At 53.6% G+C, this 235-nt stretch carries 1 protein-coding gene; it reads right to left on the minus strand.

Features of this window, described 5'->3' with window-relative positions; all coding sequences use genetic code 11:
* On the minus strand, positions 1 to 235 hold a 235-nt coding region (locus tag V0R37_RS23255), incomplete at both ends, for a transglycosylase domain-containing protein (protein ID WP_420376712.1).

Here is a 235-nt window from a genome sequence, read left to right on the forward strand (position 1 = left end):
GCTGGCTGCTTCTTCGCCGTAAATCCCTTGACCAAACTCCGCGATATTTAAGTAAACCTCAAGGATACGCTTTTTACCCCAAATCGCTTCAAGGCTTAGCGCCAAGGTGGCTTCCAACCCTTTACGAACCAGGCTGCGCCCCGGCCACAACAGCAGGTTTTTCGCGGTCTGCTGGGTTATGGTGCTGGCACCGCGTAAGCCACCACCATCATCAAATCGTTCGATAGCATTGCGG

The sequence above is a fragment of the Pollutimonas rozaliensis genome (assembly GCF_048751585.1).
Taxonomy (GTDB): Bacteria; Pseudomonadota; Gammaproteobacteria; order Burkholderiales; family Burkholderiaceae_B.